The organism is Streptomyces sp. GLSS-08 (assembly GCF_056387915.1).
In genome coordinates this window covers 23,386-43,355 of record NZ_JBWJAQ010000012.1, presented here as the reverse complement: position 1 = coordinate 43,355, position 19,970 = coordinate 23,386, and the positions used below count along the sequence as shown (strand labels likewise).

Genomic DNA, 19,970 nt, shown 5'->3' with positions numbered 1-19,970 from the left:
GGATCCCGGCCGTTCTCCGTCGCGAAGAGGCGAACCGCCATGAGCATCACCCAGCAGTACCTCCTGGACACCTACCGGGCCCGGCAGCTCGGCGAGCCGCTCCCGCCCGCGCCGGGCGCCCACGACCGGCGGACGGCGCGGGAACTGCGCGACGTCCGGCGCTTCCGCGCCGTCGTGGCGGGCCGGCCGGCCCGTGGGCGGATCCGGGGGACCGCCGGCCGGTGGCTGCGCGCCCGGCGGCACCTGAGCCGCTGACACCGGCCGGCGGTCCCCAGCGTGCTTGCCCGGGCCCGGGCGTGCCCGAGCGGCCCCGGCGGCACCCGGCCGGCGCGCCGACCCCGGCGGCCCGCCCCGGAACCCGGCTAACCCGCAGCCGGCAGCCGCGCGACGAAGTCCCGGACGGCCGCCCGCACCTCGTCGGCCGTCCACTCCAGCCCCGCGGACCGCACCGACACCTCGGTCCACGACACCCCCGGCCCGCCACGGGCCCACGCGCCGGCGAACAAGTACGTCCCGGTGTCCTCGGCCTGGGCGGCGGCCGCGTCCTCCAGCACCTCGGGGCCGTACGGCAGCCAGACCTGGAAGTCGTGGGTGTGCGGCTCCTGCGGGTGGACGCGCGCCCACGGCACCCCGGCGGCGGCGAATCCCTCGCGCAGCGCGGCGGCGACCACGCGCGCGTGGGCCACGTACTCCGGCAGCCGGGGCAACTCCCGCTCCAGACCGGCGAGCGCGGACAGCACCGCGGGGAACTGCTGGACGATCAGGCCGCCGTACCGGTGCCGCCAGGCCTTCGCCTCCTCGACGAGGGTCCGCGGCCCGGCCAGCGCCGCCCCGCTGTACCCGTCGAGCGACTTGTAGAACGACACGTAGACGCTGTCCGCGAGGCCCGCGATCTCGTCCAGGGGCCGCCCGAAGTGCGGGGGGCACTCCCACAGGCGTGCCCCGTCGAAGTGGACCACCGCGTCGCGTTCCCGCGCGGCCTCCACCACCGCGGACAGCTCCTGCCAGGTGGGCAGGACGAAACCGGCGTCCCGGAGGGGCAGTTCGAGCATCAGCGCCCCGAAGGGCTCCTCGAAGTCGCGTATCTCCTCGGCGGTCGGCAGCCGCGGCTCGTCCGTCACCCGGACCGGGCGCAGCCCGCTGACCGTGCTGAACGCGTTCCGCTCGTGCACCTCGGGGTGGGACAGCGCGTGCAGGGCGACCGTCGGGTTCCCGGTGCGGGCGGCCCAGCAGCGCAGGGCCACCTGCTGTGCCATCGTGCCGGTGGGGAAGTAGGCGGCGGCCTCCGTGCCCAGCAGTCCCGCGACCCGCTCCTCCAGGGCCTCGACGATCCCGTTCCCGTAGACGTCCACGGACGCGTCCAGGTCGTACAGGCGCGCCGCGTCGTCCAGGACCGCCAGCCGCTCCCGGAGCGTGGCCCGGTGCCCGGCGCGGGCCAGCAGACGCCGGGCACCCCGGTAGGCGGCCGTCCGCCGCTCGCGCCGCCGCTGCGCCGAGGGCGCCCCGCCCGCTCCGCCGCCGGACCCCGGCGCGGCCGCCCGCTCACCGTTCCGCGCCGCCCGCTCCTCGCCGTGCTCCGCCGTTTCGCTCATCCCCCGATCATCCCCCGGGGCGGCCCGCACCGGCCCATGCGTTCGCGCTCCGCCGGGCCCGCGGAAACCCACAGCCTGTGGACAACCGGACGGCGCTCGAACCAATCGCGTTAACATGACGAGAAATCGTCCGGTACCCCGAGCGGACTGGAACGGGAAGGCCGCCGTCGAGTGAGTACATTCCAACAGCCAGAGCCCAAGGACCGCCCCGCGCGACTGACCGTCGGCGTCGTCGGCGCCGGTCGCGTCGGCCCGGCGCTGGCCGCGTCCCTCCAGCTGGCCGGACACCGTCCGGTGGCCGTCTCCGGGGTCTCCGACGCCTCCGTGCGCCGCGCCGCGCGGATGCTGCCCGACGTGCCGCTGGTGACCCCGGCCGAGGTCATGGAGCGCGCCGATCTGGTCCTGCTGACCGTCCCGGACGACGCCCTGCCCGGTCTCGTCGAGGGACTCGCGGAGACCGGAGCCGTCCGGCCGGGCCAGCTCCTCGTCCACACCTCCGGGCGGTACGGCACGCGGGTGCTCGACCCGGCGCTGCGGGCGGGCGCGCTGCCCCTCGCGCTGCACCCCGCGATGACCTTCACCGGCACCCCCGTGGACGTCCAGCGGCTGGCCGGCTGCTCCTTCGGGGTCACCGCCCCCGACGAGCTGCGCCTGGCCGCCGAGGCCCTGGTCATCGAGATGGGCGGCGAGCCGGAGTGGATCGCCGAGGAGAACCGCCCGCTCTACCACGCGGCCCTCGCGCTCGGCGCGAACCACCTGGTGACCCTGGTCGCCGAGTCCATGGAGCTGCTGCGTGCCGCGGGCGTCGAGGCCCCCGACCGCATGCTCGGCCCGCTGCTCGGCGCCGCCCTGGACAACGCACTCAGGTCCGGCGACGCGGCCCTCACCGGCCCCGTCGCGCGCGGCGACGCGGGCACGGTCGCCGCCCACGTCGCCGAACTGCGCAGGCACGCCCCGCAGACCGTCGCCGGCTATCTGGCGATGGCCCGCGCGACCGCCGACCGCGCCCTCGCCCACGGACTGCTGAAGCCGGAACTCGCCGAGGACCTCCTCGGGGTACTCGCCGACGGCGCGGCCCTGCCCGACGACGGGAGCGACCGATGACCACGCCTGTCCCGCGCGCCGACGGGAGCCACCGATGAGCACCGCACTGCTGCGCACCGCGGACGAGCTGCACGCGCGCGTACGGCACGGCAGGCGCGCCGTCGTGATGACGATGGGCGCCCTGCACGAGGGCCACGCCACGCTGATCCGCGCCGCCCGGGACCTCGCCGGCGCCGACGGCGAAGTGGTCGTCACCGTCTTCGTGAACCCGCTCCAGTTCGGCAAGGGCGAGGACCTCGACCGCTACCCGCGCACCCTCGACGCCGACCTGGAGATCGCCGAGGTGTCCGGCGCGGACGTCGTGTTCGCCCCCTCCGTGGACGAGGTCTACCCCGGCGGCGAACCCCAGGTCCGGGTCAGCGCCGGCCCCATGGGCGGCCGCCTGGAGGGCGCCGTGCGCCCCGGGCACTTCGACGGCATGCTCACCGTCGTCGCCAAGCTGCTGCACCTGACCCGCCCCGACGTGGCGCTGTACGGGCAGAAGGACGCCCAGCAGCTCGCCCTGATCCGCCGCATGGTGCGCGACCTGAACTTTGGCATCGAGATCGTCGGCGTACCCACCGTGCGCGAGGAGGACGGGCTCGCCCTGTCCAGCCGCAACCGCTACCTCTCCGCCGAGGAGCGCCGTACCGCGCTCGCGCTGTCCCAGGCCCTGTTCGCGGGCCGCGACCGGCACGCCGCGCAGGAGGCACTGCGCGCGCGGGCCCGGGAAGTGCCCGCCACGCGTGCGCGTGCCGAGGCACTCAGCGCCATAGGGGAGTCCCGCGCCGCCGCCGACGCGCACGCCGTCGCCAAGGCCGCCCCCGCGGCCGCCTCGGGACCGGCCGCCGTGCGCGCCGCCGCCCGGCTCGTCCTGGACGACGCGGCCCGCCTGGAACCGGCGCTGGTCCTGGACTATCTGGCACTGGTCGATCCGGCGGACTTCACCGAGATCGCGGACGACTTCACCGGCGAGGCGGTCCTCGCCGTCGCCGCCCGGGTCGGCACGACCCGGCTGATCGACAACATCCCCCTCACCTTCGGAGCCGCCACGTGACCGGCACAGGTACCGGCATACGCCTGCACGCCCCCGCCCCCGGCTGGTCCGTCGAGGCCGACGTCGTGGTGGTGGGCTCCGGCGTCGCGGGGCTCACCGCGGCCCTGCGCTGCGAAGCCGCGGGCCTGCGGACGGTCGTCGTCACCAAGGCCCGCCTGGACGACGGCTCCACACGCTGGGCGCAGGGCGGCATCGCCGCGGCCCTCGGCGAGGGCGACACCCCCGAACAGCACCTGGAGGACACCCTCGTCGCCGGCGCCGGCCTGTGCGACGAGGAAGCCGTCCGCATCCTCGTCACCGAGGGCCCCGACGCCGTACGGCGGCTGATCGCGACCGGCGCGCACTTCGACGAGTCCGCCGAGGGCGCCCTGGAGCTGACCCGCGAGGGCGGCCACCACCGCCGCCGCATCGCCCATGCCGGCGGCGACGCGACCGGCGCCGAGATCTCCCGCGCGCTCGTCGACGCGGTCCGCGCGCGCGGACTGCGCACCGTCGAGAACGCGCTGGTCCTGGACCTTCTCACGGACGCCGACGGCCGCACCGCCGGGGTCACCCTGCACGTCATGGGGGAGGGCCAGCACGACGGCGTGGGCGCCGTCCACGCGCCCGCCGTGGTCCTCGCCACCGGCGGCATGGGCCAGGTCTTCTCGGCCACCACCAACCCGTCCGTGTCCACCGGGGACGGCGTGGCGCTCGCCCTGCGTGCGGGCGCCGAGGTCAGCGACCTCGAGTTCGTCCAGTTCCACCCGACGGTGCTCTTCCTCGGCGCGGACGCGGAGGGCCAGCAGCCGCTGGTCTCCGAGGCGGTGCGCGGCGAGGGCGCCCACCTGGTCGACGCGGGCGGCGTGCGCTTCATGGCGGGACAGCACGAGCTGGCGGAACTGGCGCCCCGGGACATCGTCGCCAAGGGCATCATGCGCCGCATGCAGGAGCAGGACGCCGAGCACATGTTCCTCGACGCCCGCCACTTCGGCGCCGACATGTGGGAGCACCGCTTCCCGACCATCCTCGCCGCCTGCCGCGCGCACGGCATCGACCCGGTCACCGAGCCCGTCCCCGTCGCCCCGGCCGCCCACTACGCGTCCGGGGGCGTCCGCACCGACCACCACGGCCGTACGACCGTCCCCGGCCTGTACGCGTGCGGCGAGGTCGCCTGCACCGGCGTCCACGGCGCGAACCGGCTCGCCTCCAACTCCCTCCTGGAGGGACTGGTCTACGCCGAGCGCATCGCCGCCGACATCGCCGCCCGCCACGAGGAGGACCCCCTCCACGCGCGCGTGCCGGCGCCCGTCCCGCACCCCGAGAAGCCCGCGCACCCGCTGCTCGCCCCCGAGGCCCGGTTCGCCATCCAGCGGATCATGACCGACGGCGCCGGCGTCCTGCGCTCGGCGGATTCCCTGGCCGCGGCGGCCGACCGCCTCCAGCGCCTGCACGCCGACGCCCGCGACGCCCTCGACGAGAACGGCAAGACGTCCGAGCCCGGCGTCGACACCTGGGAGTCCACCAACCTCCTGTGCGTGGCCCGGGTCCTGGTAGCCGCCGCCCTGCTGCGCGAGGAGACCCGCGGCTGCCACTGGCGCGAGGACCACGCCGACCGGGACGACACCGCCTGGCGGCGCCACATCGTCGTACGGCTGAATCCCGACCGGACCCTCGCCCTGCGCACCACCGAGACAGCAGACTTCCCCCCGACCCTCCCCGAGGCTCCCGGCCCAGCCCGGACCGGAGGGATCTCCATGCCCCAGCCGTCGCCCCGTCCCCAGGAGCAGTGACCCAAGTGAGCACCCCCGACCTTCCCCTCGCCCAGAGCGGCGGCTGTGGCGACGGCTGCGGCTGCGCCGCCGACACGGACGAGGAGTACCTGGAGTGCGGGCTCGATCCCGCGCTCGCGCAGCTCCTGACCGACGCGGGGCTCGACCCCGTGGAGGTCGAGGACATCGCGCACCTGGCCATCGAGGAGGACCTCGACCACGGCGTGGACGTGACGACCGTCGCGACCATCCCCGAGGACGCCGTCTCCACCGCCGACTTCACCGCCCGCGAGGCCGGCGTCGTCGCGGGCCTGCGGGTCGCCGAGGCCGTCGTCTCGGTGGTCTGCACCGACGAGTTCGAGGTGGAGCGGCACGTCCTGGACGGCGACCGCGTCGAGGCGGGCCAGAAACTCCTCAGCGTCACCACCCGCACCCGGGACCTGCTGACCGCCGAGCGCAGCGCGCTCAACCTCCTGTGCCGGCTGTCCGGCATCGCGACCGCCACGCGCGCGTGGGCCGACGCCCTGGAGGGCACCGGCGCACGGGTGCGCGACACCCGCAAGACGACGCCCGGACTGCGCTCCCTGGAGAAGTTCGCGGTGCGCATGGGCGGCGGCGTCAACCACCGCATGTCGCTCTCGGACGCGGCCCTCGTCAAGGACAACCACGTGGTCGCCGCGGGCGGTGTGGCGCAGGCCTTCGAGGCCGTCCGGGAGGCTTTCCCCGAGCTGCCCATCGAGGTCGAGGTCGACACCCTGGACCAGCTGCGCGAGGTCGTGGACGCGGGCGCCGACCTGATCCTCCTGGACAACTTCACGCCCGCCGAGTGCGAGGAGGCCGTGGCGCTGGTCGGCGGCCGCGCACTCCTGGAGGCGTCGGGCCGGCTCACCCTCGGCAACGCGGAGCACTACGCGAAGACCGGCGTCGACTACCTGGCCGTGGGCGCCCTCACGCACTCCGCGCCCATCCTGGACATCGGCCTCGACCTGCGCGAGGCGTCGACGGACGAGGCGGAGTAGGACCGATGCTGCTCACGATCGACGTCGGCAACACCCACACCGTCCTCGGCCTCTTCGACGGCGAGGAGATCGTCGAGCACTGGCGCATCTCTACGGACGCCCGCCGCACGGCCGACGAGCTCGCCGTGCTCCTCCAGGGGCTCATGGGCATGCACCCGCTGCTCGGCGTGGAGCTCGGCGACGGCATCGACGGCATCGCCATCTGCGCCACCGTCCCCTCGGTCCTGCACGAGCTGCGCGAGGTGACCCGCCGGTACTACGGCGACGTGCCCGCGGTCCTCGTCGAGCCGGGCGTCAAGACCGGCGTGCCGATCCTCACGGACCACCCCAAGGAGGTCGGCGCGGACCGCATCATCAACGCGGTCGCCGCCGTCGAGCTCTACGGCGGGCCGGCGATCGTCGTGGACTTCGGTACGGCGACGACGTTCGACGCGGTCAGCGCGCGCGGGGAGTACGTCGGCGGTGTCATCGCCCCCGGCATCGAGATCTCCGTCGACGCGCTCGGGGTCAGGGGCGCCCAGCTCCGCAAGATCGAGGTGGCCAGGCCGCGCGCGGTGATCGGCAAGAACACGGTCGAGGCCATGCAGTCCGGGATCATCTACGGGTTCGCGGGGCAGGTCGACGGCGTCGTCGAGCGCATGGCGCGCGAGCTGGCCGACGACCCGGACGACGTCACGGTCATCGCGACGGGCGGGCTGGCGCCCATGGTGCTCGGCGAGTCCTCCGTCATCGACGAGCACGAGCCCTGGCTCACCCTGATCGGCCTCCGCCTGGTCTACGAACGCAACGTCTCCCGCACGTAGGTCCGCCCCCGGGCGGGCGGGCTTCCCCGCCCGCCCGGACAGGCAGGCCCCGCTGCGCACCGGCACGATTGCCCGCAGCGAGGGCGACCCGCACCCGCCCTCCCGCAGAAGGGGCCGTGCCGGTACATCAGATGCCCGTTGCAGGTCGGGCAGGAAGCGCCGGTCCACCCCCGTCACCAAGGTGCACGCCCGACATGCAACGGGCGGATGTACCGGCACGGCCCCGACCCACCCACCGGCCCGTGGGCGACCCAACACCCACCGGCCCGTGGGCGACCCACCCACCGGCCCCTCGGGGCCCCACCCACCGGCGCGGCCCCGACCCACCCACCGCAGCCAAGGCGCCCACCCACCGGCCCCTGGAGCGCCCCACCCCAGGGGAGAGACACCCCGCCCACCGGGCGAAAGACGCCGCCCAGACCGCGCCACAACACCCCGCTATGCGGATTTTGTCTGATTAGCGCGTATCGTCGCCGCATGCCCACGCCATATGGATCCCGCGGCGGCATGGCGTTCGGCGCGGAGGAGCTGCGCGTGCTCCGCTGTGCTCTCGCCCTCGCCCTCCACCCCAGCCCCGCCTCGGCCGAGGACGTCCAGGCCTGTCTCAGGCTCGCCGAGTCCCTGGACGAGGCGACCCGCGAGGGAGAAAGGCTCCGGGCCTTCATGCTGGCCGACCTCGCGCGCTACCGCGCCGCCCTGCCCGGCACCGTCACCGGCTACCTCGCCCTCCTCGAGGACGTCCTCGGCGCCGGCTACCGCCCCGCCCCCGACGACCTCGCCGCCCTGCGTGCCCTGCGCGGCAACCCCACCGCGGCCGCCCTCCTGGCCCGCTGCCGCGTCCTCGCCGAGCAGGACATCCGCGCCCGCCTGGCGGGCCGCGCCACACCCGCCGCCACCCCCACCGTGCCGGCCTCCCGCACCCGCCTCCTGGCCCTCCCGGGCGGCCGGTCCGCCCAGGGCTCCCCGCGCGTCCGCGAGGCCGCCGAGGAGCCCGCCGAGGAGCCCGCCAAGCGGCCGGGAGAACGGCCCGCGGAGCCACGGCCCCAACCGCAGCCCCCGGTGAAGAGCCCCCGCCCGGACCGCCCCATCCCCACGCCCGGCGAGGTCTTCCCGCCGAAGCGCAAACGGGGCGGCCCGCCGGCGGCGGACCCGCATCGGGAACTCGCGGCGGGCTAGCTACTCTGGAGACATGGACTACGTCTCCGCGCTCGTGCCCCCCGTCGTGATGGCCGTGTTCTTCATCGGGCTGATCGTGACGATCGTGAAGACCCAGGGCGGGGCCAACAAGGCCAAGGAGGACGCCGTCGTGGACGCCGCGCTCGCGCGCGCCGAGGGCGCCCGCCAGACCTCCCGGGACACCGACGCCTGATGAAGGCCCGGCCGCGGCGGACGCGGCCGGCCCTTACCCTCCCCGTTCCCCTCGGCGTACGACTCATCTGATTTTCGAGTCGTACGCCCTTTTTGTTGCCGTTTGCCGGTAAAAGCGCACGTCCGGCACGCCATCGGCGTCTTCTCCCACTATTGTTCTGGCTGTGCCTCGCCCATTGGGAGAACTCGAAGACGCGGTCATGACGCGGGTGTGGAAGTGGAACCGCCCGGTGACCGTTCGGGAAGTCCTGGAAGATCTTCGGCAGGAACGGTCCATCGCGTACACCACGGTGATGACCGTTTTGGACAATCTCCATCAGAAGGGCTGGGTGCGCCGCGAGGCCGAAGGCCGGGCCTATCGATATGAAGCGGTCTCCACCCGAGCCGCCTACGCCGCCGCCCTGATGAACGAGGCCTGGTCCCAGAGCGACAACCCGGCAGCCGCTCTCGTGGCCTTCTTCGGGATGATGAGCGAGGAACAGCGTCTCGCGCTGCGCAACGCCGTAGCCATCGTCCAGGGCCCGGAAACGCCCGAAACCCCGGATGAAACCCGCGACCGCCCCGAGAACCCCACCGCGACCCAGAACCCCGCCGCGACTCGGGACGACCCCGGGCGATAGCGTCCGCCCATGCCAGCAGAGCATCCCGCGGAGCATCCCGAACCCACCGCAAAAGCCATCACCGTCCGCCGGGCGAGGACGGGCGATGTCCCGGCGGTGCGCCGCCTCCTCGACTCGTACGTCGAGCGTCGCATCCTGCTCGACAAAGCGACCGTGACGCTTTACGAGGACATCCAGGAGTTCTGGGTCGCGGAACGCGACGACAACGCCGAGGTGGTGGGCTGCGGGGCGCTGCACGTGATGTGGGAAGACCTCGCGGAAGTACGCACGCTCGCGGTGAACCCCACGGTCAGAGGCGCGGGCGTTGGTCATCAGCTGCTCGGTAAGTTGCTCCAGACCGCTCGCTGGCTCGGCGTTCGCCGGGTTTTCTGTCTGACCTTCGAAGTCGACTTCTTCGCGAAGCACGGCTTCACCGAGATCGGCGAGACACCCGTTGACACCGATGTCTACGCCGAGCTGCTGCGTTCCTATGACGAGGGCGTGGCGGAGTTCCTCGGTCTCGAACGAGTGAAACCGAACACCTTGGGCAACAGTCGGATGCTTCTGCATCTGTGATCGCCGCCGACTATTCCGGCGGGGAGGCATGCCTGGGTTCCCTATGTCCGAAACGCGCATGTTTCCGGTCTCCTCGCGGGCCGTGAGTCCTCGCCAGGGGTTTGTGTTTTTCCGGCAAAAGCGGTTTGCTTTCCGACGTACTGCAGTACTGCATATAACAAGGGGACGCGAAACAGCGGCGCACGCCGCCGGCCCTCCGCCCCATGGTTATCGATGAAAGGAAATCCGGTGGCACAGAAGGTTCAGGTCCTTCTTGTCGACGACCTCGACGGTGGCGAGGCGGACGAGACCGTGACGTTCGCGTTGGACGGCAAGACGTACGAGATCGACCTCACGACTGGCAATGCGGACAAGCTTCGCGGCCTTCTCGAGCCCTACGTGAAGGGTGGTCGTCGCACGGGAGGCCGTGCCGCGGGTGGCCGCGGAAAGACGCGCGCCGCTTCCGGTGGCAGCCAGGACACGGCGCAGATCCGCGCGTGGGCGAAGGAGAACGGTTACGAGGTCAACGATCGTGGCCGCGTTCCCGCGTCCATTCGCGAGGCCTACGAGAAGGCCAACGGCTGAGCGCTCGCGCGCCGCAGCCGGACACGGTGGCAGTGGGTTGCCATCGTGTCCACGACCCGTACGAGATCGGGGGCGACCCCACCGCCCCCCACGGCCGACAGTGTCGGCAGCAGGGGCTCGACCTCGCACCCCGGCTCGGGGGGCCGCAGCCAGACGGCGGCCCCCTGCGGACCGCCTCCGCCGGCCTCTCCCGGCGGCACCGGCGCCTCGATGCGCCCGCCCGCGCCGATCGCCTGGAGATCCAGCGGCAGGGCGCCCCACTCCAGCCAGTCCAGCAGCCCCGGCAGTTCGCCGGCGCTGCCCTCGGCCACCAGCAGCCGCATCCGGTCCCCCTGAAGGGCCACCGGAGACGCCGGGCCCAGGTGCCGCAGAGCCGCGACCCCGGCCTCCGCGGGCACGTCCAGGACGTCGAAGCGCAGACCCGTGAGCAGCCCCGTCGGCGGTCCGGGCACGGTTGGCCAGCCCAGTTCGTTCTCGTACCAACGGCGCACCGGATCCGCGGTGTCGCCGGACGTACGGGACCCGAGCGGCCGACGCGGAGGGGGAACGGTGGGAACCATGCCAGGAGCAACCGTCCGGAGTACCCCGAAGTTACGCTGGGTGTTTCGATGAATGCGCAGCGTGGCCAAGAAGGGGGCGTGCGGGAGCCCTTCCCGGCGCGAGGGTGTTCGCCCATAGCGGAGGTGGAACCGGTGCGAGCGGCATGGAGTGTCCGTGCGTACGGGTAAGACATCCCTAGTGGGAGGGGGCGACACGCAAGGCAGGACGGTCTCACGTTCGCCATCGGCGTACTGATGGCGGGGGTAACTGCCTGGCCTGCGGGAACATCGTCTCGCACCATCGGGTTGAGGCAGATGTCGGCGTTCGGGGTCAGGAGGCCAAGGACGGTGTCGGCAGTTGGAATGAGCGGTCCCCGCTTGCGGGACTAAGCTGCGGAAGGACAGGGAGGGGAGCGTCCCCTTACTGCCTGACCGCTCTGAGGAGCGATTAACGATGTTCGAGAGGTTCACCGACCGCGCGCGGCGGGTTGTCGTCCTGGCTCAGGAAGAAGCCCGGATGCTCAACCACAACTACATCGGCACCGAGCACATCCTCCTGGGCCTGATCCACGAGGGTGAGGGTGTCGCCGCTAAGGCCCTGGAGAGCCTCGGGATTTCGCTCGAGGCGGTCCGCCAGCAGGTGGAGGAGATCATCGGTCAGGGCCAGCAGGCCCCGTCCGGGCACATCCCCTTCACCCCCCGTGCCAAGAAGGTCCTGGAGCTGTCGCTCCGCGAGGCCCTTCAGCTGGGCCACAACTACATCGGCACGGAGCACATCCTGCTCGGCCTGATCCGTGAGGGCGAGGGCGTCGCCGCCCAGGTCCTGGTCAAGCTGGGCGCCGACCTCAACCGTGTGCGGCAGCAGGTGATCCAGCTGCTCTCCGGTTACCAGGGCAAGGAGACCGCCGGCGCCAGTGGCGGGCCTGCCGAGGGCACCCCCTCGACGTCCCTGGTCCTCGACCAGTTCGGCCGGAACCTCACCCAGGCCGCTCGTGAGTCCAAGCTCGACCCGGTCATCGGGCGCGAGAAGGAGATCGAGCGGGTCATGCAGGTGCTGTCCCGCCGCACGAAGAACAACCCGGTCCTCATCGGCGAGCCCGGCGTCGGCAAGACCGCCGTCGTCGAAGGCCTCGCGCAGGCCATCGTCAAGGGCGAGGTGCCCGAGACCCTCAAGGACAAGCACCTCTACACCCTGGACCTCGGCGCGCTGGTCGCCGGCTCCCGCTACCGCGGTGACTTCGAGGAGCGCCTGAAGAAGGTCCTCAAGGAGATCCGCACCCGCGGCGACATCATCCTGTTCATCGACGAGCTGCACACGCTCGTCGGCGCGGGTGCCGCCGAGGGCGCCATCGACGCCGCTTCGATCCTGAAGCCGATGCTGGCCCGCGGTGAGCTGCAGACCATCGGCGCCACGACGCTCGACGAGTACCGCAAGCACCTCGAGAAGGACGCGGCCCTCGAGCGCCGCTTCCAGCCGATCCAGGTGGCGGAGCCCTCCCTCCCGCACACGATCGAGATCCTCAAGGGTCTGCGCGACCGCTACGAGGCGCACCACCGTGTCTCGATCACGGACGAGGCCCTGGTCCAGGCCGCGACGCTCGCGGACCGCTACATCTCCGACCGGTTCCTTCCCGACAAGGCGATCGACCTGATCGACGAGGCGGGCTCCCGGATGCGCATCCGTCGGATGACGGCGCCGCCGGACCTGCGCGAGTTCGACGAGAAGATCGCGGGAGTGCGCCGCGACAAGGAGTCCGCGATCGACTCGCAGGACTTCGAGAAGGCCGCCTCCCTGCGCGACAAGGAGAAGCAGCTCCTCGCCGCGAAGGCCAAGCGCGAGAAGGAGTGGAAGGCCGGCGACATGGATGTCGTCGCCGAGGTGGACGGCGAGCTGATCGCCGAGGTCCTCGCGACTGCCACCGGCATCCCGGTCTTCAAGCTGACGGAGGAGGAGTCCTCGCGTCTGCTGCGCATGGAGGACGAGCTCCACAAGCGGGTCATCGGCCAGAAGGACGCCGTCAAGGCGCTCTCGAAGGCGATCCGCCGTACGCGCGCCGGCCTGAAGGACCCGAAGCGTCCGGGTGGTTCGTTCATCTTCGCCGGTCCGTCCGGCGTCGGTAAGACCGAGCTGTCCAAGGCGCTCGCCGAGTTCCTCTTCGGTGACGAGGACGCGCTGATCTCCCTCGACATGTCGGAGTTCAGCGAGAAGCACACGGTCTCGCGTCTCTTCGGTTCGCCCCCCGGCTACGTGGGCTACGAAGAGGGCGGTCAGCTGACCGAGAAGGTCCGTCGCAAGCCGTTCTCCGTCGTCCTGTTCGACGAGGTGGAGAAGGCCCACCCGGACATCTTCAACTCGCTGCTGCAGATCCTGGAGGACGGTCGCCTGACCGACTCCCAGGGCCGGGTCGTGGACTTCAAGAACACGGTCATCATCATGACGACCAACCTCGGCACGCGGGACATCTCGAAGGGCTTCAACCTGGGCTTCGCGGCGCAGGGTGACACGAAGACCAACTACGAGCGCATGAAGAACAAGGTCTCGGACGAGCTCAAGCAGCACTTCCGGCCCGAGTTCCTCAACCGTGTCGACGACGTCGTCGTCTTCCCGCAGCTCACCCAGGACGACATCCTCCAGATCGTCGACCTGATGGTCAGCAAGGTGGACGAGCGCCTCAAGGACCGGGACATGGGCATCGAGCTCTCCCAGTCCGCGAAGGAGCTCCTCGCCAAGAAGGGCTACGACCCGGTGCTCGGCGCGCGTCCGCTGCGTCGCACGATCCAGCGCGAGGTCGAGGACACGCTGTCCGAGAAGATCCTCTTCGGCGAGCTGCGTCCGGGCCACATCGTGGTCGTGGACACGGAGGGCGAGGGCGAGGCGAAGACCTTCACCTTCCGGGGTGAGGAGAAGTCGGCGCTTCCCGACGTTCCGCCGATCGAGCAGGCGGCCGGCGGCGCCGGTCCGAACCTGAGCAAGGACGCGTAACCTCCGGGTTCGCTTCACAGGGGCTGCCCCGGGACTTCGGTCCCGGGGCAGCCCCTGTTTCCGTGTGCGCGTACTCGGGTCGGCGGGGTAGCCCCCGTCACATCCTCAGCGGCCTGGATCGTGTCCCCCGGTGACATGACGCACAGGCGATTTGTCCGTTACTAGGCTGATTAGTGGACAAACCGAAACGGACAATAAGGACCTTTGGCCCGTGGGTCGGGACCGAAGGCACGGGGCCGGCGAAGGAGAGGCGTCCAGGGCCGTTCTCCCGTGGAAACGAGGCCTCGAAGTGTAGCTAAACCTCTACTTGCGACCGAAACGGGCGGGAATCACCGCCTCGCGACGGGTCTGTCAAGAAGTCGAAAGTTTTGAGGCGAACTACGGCATTGCTTCGTAGACAGGCGGTTTGGGGCTTCGGGAGGACGCGGGTTACCAAGGGGTGGTCCATCCGGCAGGTGCCTGTGCGCCGGGTGGTCCTGTGTGCCCCCGTCCCCGTCTTGAAGAGGTATCCATGTCGAAGCGCGTCTCGCCCCGTCACTCCCGTGTGTCCCAGCTCCGTATGCGGGCGGCCGTCCTGGCGGCCGGGCTGGGTGCCTCGGTCGCTCTGGGCGCCGGGGTCGCGGCCGCCGACACCACGCTGGACGCCGCCGCTTCCGGTACCACGGCCAGTGCGGTGCAGAACCAGGCCGCGGCTCAGGCCAAGGCCGCCGCCGACACCGCCGCGAAGACCAAGAAGGCCGCCGAGACGGCCAAGCAGGCCGCGGTGAAGAAGGCCGCGGCGAAGAAGGCCGCCGCCAAGAAGGTCACCTCCTGGGTCGACCCGGTGAAGAAGTACAAGCTCTCGGCCAGCTTCAACCAGGCCGGCGGCATGTGGTCGCACAAGCACTCCGGCCAGGACTACGCCGTGCCGCAGGGCACCGAGGTCGTCGCCGCGCACGGCGGCACCGTCGTGAAGACCGGCGGCAACGGCGCCGGCGACGGTCCCGCGTACGGCAACGCCGTCGTCATCAAGCACGGCAACGGCACCTACTCGCAGTACGCGCACCTGTCGCGGGTCGACGTGAGGGTCGGGCAGGTCGTCTCCACCGGCCAGCACATAGCGCTCTCCGGCAACACCGGGAACTCCAGCGGCCCCCACCTGCACTTCGAGATCCGTACGACCGCGAACTACGGAACCGCCATCGACCCCGTCAGCTTCCTGCGCGCCCAGGGCGTCACCGTCTGACGGACGGCACCGAAGGGCCACGCGGCACCGTGGGTGCCGCGGGGCGCGGTGGCTACGACGTGGCGGCGCCGTGCGCCCGCGTCACCAGATCGATGGCGACCTCGAGGACGGCCTTGCGCTTCTCCTCGGGGTCGCCTTCGACGTCCTTGAGGACGAACATCCCGGCGTGCATCGTGAAGAGCGCGCTGATGCAGCGGACCTGGTCGGGCAGCGCCGCCTCGGGCTCCTTGATGATGTCGAGCATGGACAGCATGCGGTCCTTGAAGGTCTCGCCGATGCTCAGCTCGCGTACCGTCGCCTGGTTCTCCTGCATGAAGCGGAAGAGCGGGGACGCGCCGGTGAGGGCCTGGCTGTAGCGGCGCAGCACCTCCTGCTTGGTGTCCAGGGAGTGCGGCTGGCCCCTGCCCCAGTCGATCAGCTCGTCCAGCGGCCTCGTCAGATCCTCGAAGAGACTGATGAGGATCTCTTCCTTGGTCTTGAAGTGGTAGTAGAGCGCCGCCTTCGTCACGTCGAGGTGCTCGGCGATCTCGCGCAGAGAGGTCTTCTCGTAGCCCTGCTCGGAGAAGAGTTCGAGGGCCACGTCCTGGATGCGCTGGCGGGTGTCGCCGCGGCGCTGTCGCTTGGTGCCGTCCATGGTGCCGCCCATCCTCGTACTCCTCGCGCTCCCTGAAAACTTACTTGACGACCGGCTGGTAGAGCCACCGGAAACTTACTTGACGCCCGGCTAGTTAGCCGTCTACCTTCCTGAGTGTAGTGAACTTGCCGGTCGGCAAGTAAGTAGACCGAGCGGGATCGGCCGGAACCATGGGGTGGCCGTTCCAGGGGAGTGGGAACGATGGCGGACAAGACAGAGGCGGTCGCACAGACCGACGAACGACCAGAGGACGCCGCAGCGACGGGTGGACGGCCGGCGGACGAGACCGCACAGAGCGGACCGCAGCCCCGCAGTGTGCGGGTCGTCCTCGGCGCGCTGCTGATCGCGATGATGCTCGCGATGCTCGACAACATGATCGTCGGCACGGCGATGCCCACGATCGTGGGCGAGCTGGGCGGCCTCGAACGCCTGTCGTGGGTCGTCACCGCCTACACCCTCGCCACCGCCGCCTCCACCCCGATCTGGGGCAAGCTCGGCGACATGTACGGGCGCAAGGGCGTCTTCATGACCTCGATCGTGGTCTTCCTGATCGGGTCGGCGCTCAGCGGCATGGCCCAGGGCATGGGGGAGCTGATCGGCTTCCGGGCGATCCAGGGCCTCGGCGCCGGCGGGCTGATGGTCGGCGTCATGGCGATCATCGGCGACCTGATCCCGCCGCGCGAGCGCGGCAAGTACCAGGGCATGATCGCCGGCGTGATGGCGCTCGCCATGATCGCCGGACCCCTCGTCGGCGGGACCATCACCGACCACTGGGGCTGGCGCTGGTCCTTCTACATCAACCTGCCGCTCGGCGTCGTCGCGTTGATCGCCGTCAGCATCGTGCTGCACCTGCCGAAGAAGCGGGTCGACAGCCGGATCGACTACCTGGGCGCCGGGCTGCTGGCGCTCGGCATCACAGCCATCGTGCTCGTCACCACCTGGGGCGGCAGCGAGTACGCCTGGGGCTCGGCCCGGATCATGGAACTCATCGGCATCGGCGTCGCCGCGCTCGTCGGCTTCCTCTTCGTGCAGACCAAGGCCGCCGCGCCGATCGTGCCGCTGCACATCTTCCGCAGCCGCAACTTCACGCTGATGTCCGTCATCGGCTTCATCACCGGCTTCGTGATGTTCGGTGCCGTGCTCTTCCTGCCGCTGTACCAGCAGTCGGTGCAGGGCGCGTCCGCGACCAACTCCGGGCTGCTGCTCCTGCCGATGCTCGGCGCCATGCTCGTCGTCTCGATGGTCGCCGGACGGGTCACCACCAACAGTGGCAAGTACAAGGTGTTCCCGGTCGCCGGCAGTGTGCTGATGACGCTGGGTCTCTTCCTGCTCGCGCAGATGGACACCGGCACGAGCCGCCTCACCTCCGGGCTGTACATGGCGGTGCTCGGCGCCGGCATGGGCTGCCTGATGCAGATCACCATGCTGGTCGCGCAGAACAGCGTCGAGATGGAGGACATGGGCGTCGCGTCCTCGACGACCACCCTGTTCCGTACGCTCGGCTCGTCGTTCGGTGTGGCGATCATGGGCGCGCTGTTCAACCACCGGGTGCAGGACGTGATGGCCGAGCGGGCCGGTGCGATCGGCTCCCGGGTGACCGAGCAGTCCGCTCAGCTGAACGCGGCCGGCCTGGCCAAGCTGCCGGCCGTGGCGCGCGAGGCGTACCAGCACGCCGTCGCTTCGGGCACGCACTCGGCGTTCCTGCTCGGGTCGGTCGTGGCGGTGGTCGCGCTGGCCGCCTCGGTGTTCGTGAAGGAGGTCCCGCTCAAGGGGGCGGGGCCGCAGAAGCCGGGCGGGGACGCGAAGCCCGCGGTTCCCGAGGCCGTCTGATCCGGCCGAAGTCCACCTCGGTGGGAAGGGCCCCCGGCGTTGTCCGCCCCGGGGGCCCTTCCGCGTCCCGGGCTCCCCGGCCCCGCACCCTCGGACGCACCACGAACGGGTGCTGGAGCACGTCCCCGTACTTCACCGGCGGTGCCGCGGGCCCGGCGGCACCGCCGGTGCGTGGCGGACCGGTCATTCCGCGACGTCGGCCGACGACCGGAGGCCACCGGCCCTCGGCCCGCCGAGCGGGACCTGAATCCCGCTCACGAGTCCCGCGTGCCGGACAGGGGCAGCATCGGGAAGCTCCCCGTGTTCGTGGGGGCGTGTTCCGGCAGCCACAGGACCGCCACCGCTCCCTCGGCGGGCACCTCGGGCGGAGCTCCGGCCGGGCGCACGTTGCGGAAGGTGAGGCGGGCGCCCAGCACGCGGGCCTGGCCGGCCGCGATGGTCAGGCCGAGGCCGTGGCCGCGGCCCGCCCGGTCGGCGCTGCCGGTGCGGAACCGGCTCGGGCCCTCCTGCAGGAGCTTCTCGGGGAAGCCGGGGCCGTGGTCGCGGACGCGGATGACCCGCCCCTCGACGGACACCTCGATCGGCGGCCTGCCGTGCCGCGCGGCGTTGGCCAGGAGGTTGAACAGCACGCGTTCGAGGCGGCGCGGATCTGTGGTGACCTGCGACTCGTGCACCACGCGCACCTCGATGGCCGGGTCCTTCGCGGCCACCCGCCGGGACACGAACTCGCCCAGCATGATGTCCTGCAGCTCGGCCCGCTCGGACGCCCCGTCGAGCCGCGCCACCTCCAGGACGTCCTCGACGAGGGTGCGCATGGCCTGCGCCCGGTCCCGCACCAGCTCCGTGGGACGGCTCGGGGGCAGCAGCTCCGCGGCCGTCAGCAGCCCGGTCACCGGGGTGCGCAGCTCGTGCGCGATGTCCGCGGTCACCCGGCGCTCGGCCTCGATCCGCTGCTGGAGCGCGTCCGCCATGGCGTCCACCGCCCGCGCGAGATCGTCGGTCTCGTCGCGTACGACACCGCCGATGGCGTCCCGCACCCGTACGTCCGTGTCACCCCTGGCGACCTGGTTCGCGGCCGACGCCGCCTTGCGCAGCCGGCGCGAGAGCTGGCCGCCGATGAGCACACCGAGCGCGCAGCCGCCGAAGACGACCGCGATCGAGCCGATGATCAGCGCCTGGTCGAGGTCCTTCATCACGGTCGCGCTGCGGTCGGTGAACCGCGTGTGCAGCGACAGCACCCGGCCGTCCTTGAGGGGCACGGCGGCCCAGATGTCGGGCACCCCGCCCGGCCCCTCGGCCACGTAGGTGGCGCGGCGCCCCTGCGCGACCTTCACCAGCAGGTCCCGCGGGATGGTCGGGTCGTCGACCTCCACCCCGAAGGACTGCGTGCGGCCGGACTCGTACATGCGCTGCGCCACCTGGATGCGCTCGTCCGCGAGATCGCGCGAGTTGTCGAGCATCGAGACACGGGCCGCGTTGTGCACGACCAGGCTGAGCGCGATCGCCACCAGCGCGCCGACCAGCGCGATCGCCGCGCTGAGCTTCCACCTGATGCCCGTGCGGATGCCTCTGTCCCCGCCGACCGTCGTGCCGGCCAGGACCAGGCGCCGAAATGTCCCCCGCATACCGCTGCTCAGGCCTTCAACTTGTAGCCGAAACCGCGGACCGTCTCGATCCGGTCCTGGCCGATCTTCGTGCGCAGCCGCTGCACATGGACGTCGACGACCCGCGTGTCACCGCCCCACCCGTAGTCCCACACGCGTTCCAGGAGCTTGTCGCGGGACAGCACCGTGCCGGGCGCGGACGAGAACTCCAGCAGCAGCCGCATCTCGGTGGGGGTGAGCGACACCGGCCGCCCGTCCCGCCGTGCCTCCATGCCCTCGGTGTCGATCTCCAGGTCGCCGAAGGACAGCACACCGCCGTCGAGCCCGTCCGCCTCCGCGGCCACGGGCCCCGCCGGTCCGCTCGCGTGCCCGAAACGCCGCAGCACCGCGCGGATCCGGGCGACCAGGACGGCGCCGTCGAACGGCTTCGTGACGTAGTCGTCGGCGCCCGCCTCCAGGCCCAGCACCACGTCGATCGAGTCGGCGCGCGCCGACAGCATGATCACGGGGACGGTGGACTCGTCACGGATACGGCGGCACAGGCTGACCCCGTCCAGCCCGGGCACCATCACGTCCAGCAGCGCGATGTCGGGGCGGTCGGCGCGGAACGCCGCCAGGCCCGAGAGCCCGTCGGGCATGGCGGTGACCGCGAACCCGTCGCGTTCCAGGGCGAGCTGGGTCGCCTCGCGGATGACGTCGTCGTCCTCGACGAACAGGACGTGGGTCTGCTCTGCCATCCCTCT

19 protein-coding genes are annotated in these 19,970 nt (G+C 71.7%); 14 read left to right on the top strand and 5 right to left on the bottom strand.

Annotated features, from left to right (window positions below):
- Positions 1 to 39: 39 nt before the first annotated feature.
- A complete protein-coding gene (locus tag AC0ZLC_RS21870) occupies positions 40 to 255 on the top strand; it encodes a hypothetical protein (RefSeq protein WP_476753636.1) in 216 nt (71 codons plus the stop codon).
- Between the two features lie 107 nt (positions 256 to 362).
- Here AC0ZLC_RS21870 and AC0ZLC_RS21865 read toward each other — a convergent pair whose 3' ends face one another.
- Entirely contained in the window at positions 363 to 1,592 is a 1,230-nt protein-coding gene (locus AC0ZLC_RS21865; protein ID WP_476753635.1) for a threonine aldolase family protein, read from the bottom strand.
- Between the two features lie 171 nt (positions 1,593 to 1,763).
- Here AC0ZLC_RS21865 and AC0ZLC_RS21860 point away from each other — a divergent pair, with 171 nt between their 5' ends.
- From AC0ZLC_RS21860 to AC0ZLC_RS21815, 10 genes are all read left to right on the top strand, one after another.
- Positions 1,764 to 2,696, top strand: a complete 933-nt coding sequence (locus tag AC0ZLC_RS21860) for a Rossmann-like and DUF2520 domain-containing protein (RefSeq protein WP_476753634.1) — start codon at positions 1,764 to 1,766, stop codon at positions 2,694 to 2,696.
- 34 nt (positions 2,697 to 2,730) lie between these two features.
- Positions 2,731 to 3,732 (top strand): pantoate--beta-alanine ligase, encoded by a 1,002-nt coding sequence (gene panC, locus AC0ZLC_RS21855; protein ID WP_476753633.1) that lies wholly within the window; start codon positions 2,731 to 2,733, stop codon positions 3,730 to 3,732.
- Positions 3,729 to 5,504, top strand: coding sequence for an L-aspartate oxidase (locus tag AC0ZLC_RS21850; RefSeq protein WP_476753632.1), 1,776 nt, complete (start codon positions 3,729 to 3,731; stop codon positions 5,502 to 5,504). The genes panC and AC0ZLC_RS21850 overlap by 4 nt, the downstream gene beginning before the upstream one ends.
- A gap of 5 nt (positions 5,505 to 5,509) precedes the next feature.
- A complete protein-coding gene (gene nadC / locus AC0ZLC_RS21845; RefSeq protein ID WP_476753631.1) occupies positions 5,510 to 6,502 on the top strand; it encodes a carboxylating nicotinate-nucleotide diphosphorylase in 993 nt (330 codons plus the stop codon).
- 5 nt (positions 6,503 to 6,507) lie between these two features.
- Positions 6,508 to 7,305 carry a type III pantothenate kinase gene (locus AC0ZLC_RS21840; RefSeq protein ID WP_476753630.1) on the top strand — a complete coding sequence of 266 codons (798 nt, stop codon included), beginning with the start codon at positions 6,508 to 6,510 and terminating at the stop codon, positions 7,303 to 7,305.
- 507 nt (positions 7,306 to 7,812) lie between these two features.
- Complete coding sequence (locus AC0ZLC_RS21835) at positions 7,813 to 8,481, top strand: hypothetical protein (protein WP_476753806.1); 669 nt, start codon at positions 7,813 to 7,815, stop codon at positions 8,479 to 8,481.
- A gap of 13 nt (positions 8,482 to 8,494) precedes the next feature.
- Entirely contained in the window at positions 8,495 to 8,674 is a 180-nt protein-coding gene (locus AC0ZLC_RS21830; protein WP_358854840.1) for a hypothetical protein, read from the top strand.
- A gap of 199 nt (positions 8,675 to 8,873) precedes the next feature.
- On the top strand, positions 8,874 to 9,293 hold the full coding sequence (locus AC0ZLC_RS21825; RefSeq protein WP_476753805.1) for a BlaI/MecI/CopY family transcriptional regulator: 420 nt from the start codon (positions 8,874 to 8,876) through the stop codon (positions 9,291 to 9,293).
- A gap of 9 nt (positions 9,294 to 9,302) precedes the next feature.
- On the top strand, positions 9,303 to 9,848 hold the full coding sequence (locus AC0ZLC_RS21820) for an amino-acid N-acetyltransferase (RefSeq protein ID WP_476753629.1): 546 nt from the start codon (positions 9,303 to 9,305) through the stop codon (positions 9,846 to 9,848).
- A gap of 228 nt (positions 9,849 to 10,076) precedes the next feature.
- The gene (locus AC0ZLC_RS21815; RefSeq protein ID WP_476753628.1) at positions 10,077 to 10,412 is read left to right on the top strand and encodes a histone-like nucleoid-structuring protein Lsr2; all 336 of its coding nucleotides are present in this window, start codon (positions 10,077 to 10,079) and stop codon (positions 10,410 to 10,412) included.
- On the opposite strand, the gene AC0ZLC_RS21810 is transcribed toward AC0ZLC_RS21815, so the two are convergent.
- Complete coding sequence (locus AC0ZLC_RS21810) at positions 10,391 to 10,972, bottom strand: SCO3374 family protein (protein WP_476753627.1); 582 nt, start codon at positions 10,970 to 10,972, stop codon at positions 10,391 to 10,393. The two genes, AC0ZLC_RS21815 and AC0ZLC_RS21810, sit on opposite strands and share 22 nt — an antisense overlap.
- A gap of 433 nt (positions 10,973 to 11,405) precedes the next feature.
- Between AC0ZLC_RS21810 and AC0ZLC_RS21805 the strand changes: the two genes are divergently transcribed.
- Together AC0ZLC_RS21805 and AC0ZLC_RS21800 are read left to right on the top strand one after the other, a co-directional pair.
- Entirely contained in the window at positions 11,406 to 13,934 is a 2,529-nt protein-coding gene (locus AC0ZLC_RS21805) for an ATP-dependent Clp protease ATP-binding subunit (protein ID WP_476753626.1), read from the top strand.
- Positions 13,935 to 14,445: 511 nt separating this feature from the next.
- Positions 14,446 to 15,159, top strand: coding sequence for a M23 family metallopeptidase (locus AC0ZLC_RS21800; RefSeq protein ID WP_476753625.1), 714 nt, complete (start codon positions 14,446 to 14,448; stop codon positions 15,157 to 15,159).
- A 52-nt stretch (positions 15,160 to 15,211) separates the two neighbouring features.
- On the opposite strand, the gene AC0ZLC_RS21795 is transcribed toward AC0ZLC_RS21800, so the two are convergent.
- Positions 15,212 to 15,805: a TetR/AcrR family transcriptional regulator gene (locus tag AC0ZLC_RS21795; RefSeq protein ID WP_476753624.1), complete on the bottom strand. Its 594-nt coding sequence runs from the start codon at positions 15,803 to 15,805 to the stop codon at positions 15,212 to 15,214.
- 189 nt (positions 15,806 to 15,994) lie between these two features.
- Here AC0ZLC_RS21795 and AC0ZLC_RS21790 point away from each other — a divergent pair, with 189 nt between their 5' ends.
- On the top strand, positions 15,995 to 17,623 hold the full coding sequence (locus tag AC0ZLC_RS21790) for an MDR family MFS transporter (RefSeq protein ID WP_476753623.1): 1,629 nt from the start codon (positions 15,995 to 15,997) through the stop codon (positions 17,621 to 17,623).
- A gap of 254 nt (positions 17,624 to 17,877) precedes the next feature.
- Here AC0ZLC_RS21790 and cseC read toward each other — a convergent pair whose 3' ends face one another.
- A complete protein-coding gene (cseC, locus tag AC0ZLC_RS21785; RefSeq protein ID WP_476753622.1) occupies positions 17,878 to 19,248 on the bottom strand; it encodes a two-component system sensor histidine kinase CseC in 1,371 nt (456 codons plus the stop codon).
- An 8-nt stretch (positions 19,249 to 19,256) separates the two neighbouring features.
- A complete protein-coding gene (cseB, locus tag AC0ZLC_RS21780) occupies positions 19,257 to 19,964 on the bottom strand; it encodes a two-component system response regulator CseB (RefSeq protein WP_476753621.1) in 708 nt (235 codons plus the stop codon).
- Positions 19,965 to 19,970 lie beyond the last annotated feature (6 nt).

Excerpts from the sequence above, each read along its gene's own strand:
- AC0ZLC_RS21865 (WP_476753635.1), bottom strand. The coding sequence starts at position 1,592 with ATGAGCGAAACGGCGGAGCACGGCGAGGAGCGGGCGGCGCGGAACGGT.
- AC0ZLC_RS21805 (WP_476753626.1), top strand. The coding sequence starts at position 11,406 with ATGTTCGAGAGGTTCACCGACCGCGCGCGGCGGGTTGTCGTCCTGGCT.
- AC0ZLC_RS21840 (WP_476753630.1), top strand. The coding sequence starts at position 6,508 with ATGCTGCTCACGATCGACGTCGGCAACACCCACACCGTCCTCGGCCTC.
- cseC (WP_476753622.1), bottom strand. The coding sequence starts at position 19,248 with ATGCGGGGGACATTTCGGCGCCTGGTCCTGGCCGGCACGACGGTCGGC.
- panC (WP_476753633.1), top strand. The coding sequence starts at position 2,731 with ATGAGCACCGCACTGCTGCGCACCGCGGACGAGCTGCACGCGCGCGTA.
- AC0ZLC_RS21820 (WP_476753629.1), top strand. The coding sequence starts at position 9,303 with ATGCCAGCAGAGCATCCCGCGGAGCATCCCGAACCCACCGCAAAAGCC.
- AC0ZLC_RS21800 (WP_476753625.1), top strand. The coding sequence starts at position 14,446 with ATGTCGAAGCGCGTCTCGCCCCGTCACTCCCGTGTGTCCCAGCTCCGT.
- AC0ZLC_RS21835 (WP_476753806.1), top strand. The coding sequence starts at position 7,813 with ATGGCGTTCGGCGCGGAGGAGCTGCGCGTGCTCCGCTGTGCTCTCGCC.
- cseB (WP_476753621.1), bottom strand. The coding sequence starts at position 19,964 with ATGGCAGAGCAGACCCACGTCCTGTTCGTCGAGGACGACGACGTCATC.
- AC0ZLC_RS21870 (WP_476753636.1), top strand. The coding sequence starts at position 40 with ATGAGCATCACCCAGCAGTACCTCCTGGACACCTACCGGGCCCGGCAG.
- AC0ZLC_RS21795 (WP_476753624.1), bottom strand. The coding sequence starts at position 15,805 with ATGGGCGGCACCATGGACGGCACCAAGCGACAGCGCCGCGGCGACACC.
- AC0ZLC_RS21790 (WP_476753623.1), top strand. The coding sequence starts at position 15,995 with ATGGCGGACAAGACAGAGGCGGTCGCACAGACCGACGAACGACCAGAG.
- AC0ZLC_RS21810 (WP_476753627.1), bottom strand. The coding sequence starts at position 10,972 with ATGGTTCCCACCGTTCCCCCTCCGCGTCGGCCGCTCGGGTCCCGTACG.
- AC0ZLC_RS21825 (WP_476753805.1), top strand. The coding sequence starts at position 8,874 with ATGACGCGGGTGTGGAAGTGGAACCGCCCGGTGACCGTTCGGGAAGTC.
- AC0ZLC_RS21830 (WP_358854840.1), top strand. The coding sequence starts at position 8,495 with ATGGACTACGTCTCCGCGCTCGTGCCCCCCGTCGTGATGGCCGTGTTC.